The sequence below is a fragment of the Paraburkholderia sp. genome (genome assembly GCF_036488505.1).
Classification (GTDB): domain Bacteria; phylum Pseudomonadota; class Gammaproteobacteria; order Burkholderiales; family Burkholderiaceae; genus Paraburkholderia.
In genome coordinates this window covers 1-4,220 of record NZ_DASXHN010000206.1, presented here as the reverse complement: position 1 = coordinate 4,220, position 4,220 = coordinate 1, and the positions used below count along the sequence as shown (strand labels likewise).

The following is a 4,220-nucleotide window of genomic DNA, read 5'->3' as shown; positions in this document are numbered from 1 at the left end:
GATCTGTCAGCGATCGATTACTTCAACGAGTTATAGCCGTCCTGACCCGCACTGAGCATCCGCTCCACATAGCGCGCGATCAGATCGATTTCCAGATTCACCTGCACGCCATCGCGCAAATGCTTGAGCGACGTGACCTGCACGGTATGCGGAATCAGATTGATCGAAAACTCACAGCCATCGTCACCATCCTCGACCGAGTTGACGGTCAGGCTCACACCGTTGACCGTCACCGAGCCCTTATACGCGAGATAACGCCCGATCTCGCGGGGCGCGAGGATGCGCAGCTCGTGCGATTCGCCGACCGGCGCAAACCGCGTCACCGTACCGAGCCCGTCCACATGACCGGACACGATGTGGCCGCCCAGCCGGTCATGCGCGCGCAGCGCTTTCTCGAGATTGACCTCACCCGGTTCGCCGAGCCCGACCGTGCGGTTCAGGCTTTCGCGCGACACATCCACCTCGAACGATCGGGCGGTCTTCGCGACCACCGTCATGCAGGCGCCCTGGATCGTGATGCTGTCGCCGAGTTGCACGTCGGCGAGATCGAGCCCGCCGGCATCGACGTTCAGGCGCACGCCCGCGTCGCCGCCCGCGCCGAGCGGCTTGACTGCTTCGATGCGGCCCACTGCCGCGACGATTCCCGTAAACATCGTGCTAATCCTTGATCATTTCGAAACGGTGGGGGAGACGGGATCGGTCCCGGCCTCGGCCGGCGGCGCGAAACGCGCGAGAATCCGCAGATCGTCGCCGATCCGCTCGACGGTGTGGAAGTTCAGTTTGACGCGCTCGTCGAGCGTGCCCGGCGCGCCGAGGTTGAACATGCTCATCGAGTCCATGCCGAGCAGGCTCGGTGCGAGATAGACGAGCAGTTCGTCGACGCAGCCTTCGCGCAGCATCGAGCCGTTCAGCTTGTAGCCGGCCTCGACGTGCAGTTCGTTCACGTTGCGCTGGCCGAGCACGTTCAGCAGTTGCGGCAGGTCGACCTTGCCGGCCGCGTTCGGCAGCGGCACGATCTCGGCGCCGCGCTCCCGCAGCGCGCTTGCACGTTCTTCGAGACGGTGATCGAGATGGCCACAGAAAATCAGCGTCGGCGCGCCGGCCAGAATCTGCGCGTCGAGCGGCACGTCGAGTCGACTGTCGATCAGCACGCGATGCGGTTGGCGCGGCGTATCGACCGCGCGCACCGTCATGCGCGGATTGTCGTCGCGCACCGTGCCGATGCCGGTGAGGATCGCGGACGCGCGCGCGCGCCACGCATGGCCGTCCGCGCGCGCGGCCTCGCTAGTGATCCATTGACTTACGCCCGACGGCAGACCGGTGCGGCCATCGAGCGATGCTGCCACTTTCATGCGCACCCACGGACGACCGCGCGTCATCCGCGACACGAAGCCGATGTTCAGCTCCCGTGCTTCATTCGCGAGCAGCCCGCAACGCACTTCGATACCGGCGTCGCGCAGCATCGTGAGACCGCGCCCGGAGACCTGGGGGTTGGGATCTTCCATCGCCGCGATCACGCGGCCGATCTGCGCTTCGATCAGCGCGCTCGCGCACGGCGGGGTACGGCCGAAGTGGCTGCACGGTTCGAGCGTCACGTACGCGGTCGCGCCACGCAGATCGTGGCCGCGCGAGCGCGCATCCTTCAGCGCGCGAATCTCCGCGTGATCCTGGCCGGCCGGCTGCGTATAGCCTTCGCCGATCACCTCGCCGTTCCTCACGAGCACGCAACCGACGCGCGGATTCGGGTCGGTCGTGTACATGCCGCGCTTCGCCAGGGCGAGCGCGCGTTCCATATGGACGAAATCGGTTTGCGAAAACATCGGTGTCCGTTGCGGTGCGGTATCTGGGTGGGGCCGATTCAGCCCTCGTTCAGCGCCTGGTTCAGCGCTCAGTCAGCGCTCAGTCAGCGCTCGTTCAGCGCTCGTTCAGCCCTGCAGCGACGCGAACGCGCCGCGCGCGGCGTCGATCGTCGCGTCGATCACCGCGTCGTCGTGAGCGATCGACACGAAGCCGGCCTCATACGCGGACGGCGCGAAGTACACGCCGGCATCCAGCATCTTGTGGAAGAACGCGTTGAAGCGCGGCACGTCGCTCTGCGTGACTTCGGCGAAGCTCGCCGGAATCGATTCGCGGAAGTAGAGGCCGAACATGCCGCCGAGCGCATCGGCCGCGAACGGCACGCCGGCTTCGCGCGCGGCCTTCTGCAAGCCCTGCGCGAGACGTGTGGTGCGTGCGGCGAGCGTGTCGTAAAAGCCCGGCGCCTGGATCAGCTGCAGCGTTTTCAGGCCGGCGGCGACGGCGATCGGATTGCCCGACAGCGTGCCAGCCTGATAGACGCCGCCCAGCGGCGCGAGGTGGGCCATGATGTCGCGCCGGCCGCCGAACGCCGCCGCCGGCATCCCGCCGCCGATCACCTTGCCGAGGCAGGTGAGGTCGGGCGTCACGCGATACAGTTGTTGCGCGCCACCGAGCGCGACGCGGAAGCCGCACATCACTTCGTCGAAGATCAGCACGGCGCCGTATTCGCTGCACAGACGCCGCAGCGACTGCAGGAATGCCGGCGTCGCGCGCACGAGGTTCATATTGCCCGCGACCGGCTCGACGATCACCGACGCTATCTCGTTGCCGAACGTGCTGAATGCCTCTTCGAGCGCGGCGACGTTGTTGTATTCGAGTACCGTCGTGTGTTTCGCGATATCGACTGGCACCCCCGCCGAGGTCGGATTGCCGAACGTCAAGAGGCCCGAGCCGGCCTTGACCAGCAGGCTGTCCGCGTGACCGTGGTAGCAACCCTCGAACTTGACGATCCGGCTGCGGTTCGTAAAGCCGCGCGCGAGACGCAGTGCGCTCATCGTCGCTTCGGTGCCGCTCGACACCATGCGCACCTGTTCGATCGACGGCACCAGCTTGCAGATTTCCTCCGCGATTTCGACTTCCGATTCGGTCGGCGCGCCGAACGAGAAGCCGTTCGCGAGCACACGCTGCACCGCGTCGAGCACTTCCGGATGAACGTGGCCGACGATCATCGGACCCCAAGAGCCGATGTAGTCGGTATAGCGCTGACCGTCCGCGTCCCAGAAGTACGGACCTTGCGCACGTTCGATGAAGCGCGGCGTGCCGCCGACGGAGCGAAAAGCGCGCACCGGCGAGTTCACGCCGCCGGGAATCGTGCGTTGCGCGCGTTCGAAGAGGGATTCGTTTCTGGACATGGCGATGGCTGCGATAGCTGGATAGGGGGTTGCGCACCGGCGCAAAAGCTCCGAGGCGATTTTCGCGGGCGCTTCGCGCGATGCCGGAGTAGGTCGAGAAATTGTACCGGAGTCGGCGTCGCAGGGCTTTTGGTACGGGCTGTGACGGGACGCTGGGCGAGCGCTTTCAGGGGCTGCGGCGCTTGCCGTTCCGCGGGCTTTCGCGCGGGTGGCTCGTCGCGGTTTTGCGTCGCGCGGCGCTGGTAGCGGGCGGCTTGTTGGTCGAGGTGTCGCCCGTTGCGGTCTGGGCCGGTTTTGTCGCAGCCTGGCCGCTTGCTGTCGAGGGCTTGGCGTTGGCGATGCTTGCCGCTTCTTGCGCCGCCGCCGTGTGCGCGGTGACCTTTGTCGAATGCGTCGGGCCGGCCGGCGCGTCGAGCTTCGGCGCCTTGCGCTTGCCGGTCAACTCGGACCAGCGCTTCTCCAGCGCGCCCTCGGCGATCGGTTTGATGATCGTGCCGGAACTTTGCGCATCCCATGTCTGCACCGACAACGGATGCACGCGTAACTGCTCGCGCGCAATGACCGGCGCCTGATGCGCGTCGACCAGCCAGTCGTAGACGAAGTCGATGCATAGCCGGTAGCCGCGCTTCGTCGACGGGTCCGGGACTTCGTACGGCGCGCGCGTGACGTAGCCGGAGCCAAAAATGCCCTTCGGCTGCTGGGCGACGCGGTGCAGGAACACGCGATCGCCCGGCAGAATGCCGCGCGCGCAGCCGCAGCCCCACACGTCCGTCACCGCGTCGCCGGCGGCAACGCGTTTCGCGATGTCGGGCAGCTCCGGCCATGGCCATTTTTTGGGGCTCCAGATCAGCAGGAAGGCGGTCATTGCAGGGTCGGGATGAGATCGGGGAAGCCCGTTGCGCGGGTGCCTGGCGCGGCTTGGATGGGCACGGCGCCGCGCGGGATCGATGCGCCGCGCGGGCATGGAGCCGGCAGCTTAACCGATCGGGGGTGCGGTTGCCGCGCAGCGTT

The 4,220-nt window shown here is 66.6% G+C and carries 3 protein-coding genes and 1 pseudogene; all 4 read right to left on the bottom strand.

The window, feature by feature from the left end; all coding sequences use genetic code 11:
- Positions 1-17: 17 nt before the first annotated feature.
- Positions 18-653, bottom strand: coding sequence for a riboflavin synthase (locus VGH68_RS12540; RefSeq protein WP_331603941.1), 636 nt, complete (start codon positions 651-653; stop codon positions 18-20).
- A 15-nt stretch (positions 654-668) separates the two neighbouring features.
- Positions 669-1,820 carry a bifunctional diaminohydroxyphosphoribosylaminopyrimidine deaminase/5-amino-6-(5-phosphoribosylamino)uracil reductase RibD gene (gene ribD, locus VGH68_RS12535; RefSeq protein ID WP_331603940.1) on the bottom strand — a complete coding sequence of 384 codons (1,152 nt, stop codon included), beginning with the start codon at positions 1,818-1,820 and terminating at the stop codon, positions 669-671.
- Positions 1,821-1,925: 105 nt separating this feature from the next.
- Positions 1,926-3,209: a glutamate-1-semialdehyde 2,1-aminomutase gene (gene hemL / locus VGH68_RS12530; RefSeq protein ID WP_331603939.1), complete on the bottom strand. Its 1,284-nt coding sequence runs from the start codon at positions 3,207-3,209 to the stop codon at positions 1,926-1,928.
- A 340-nt stretch (positions 3,210-3,549) separates the two neighbouring features.
- A pseudogene (locus tag VGH68_RS12525) lies at positions 3,550-4,074 on the bottom strand (hypothetical protein); the annotation flags it as partial.
- Positions 4,075-4,220 lie beyond the last annotated feature (146 nt).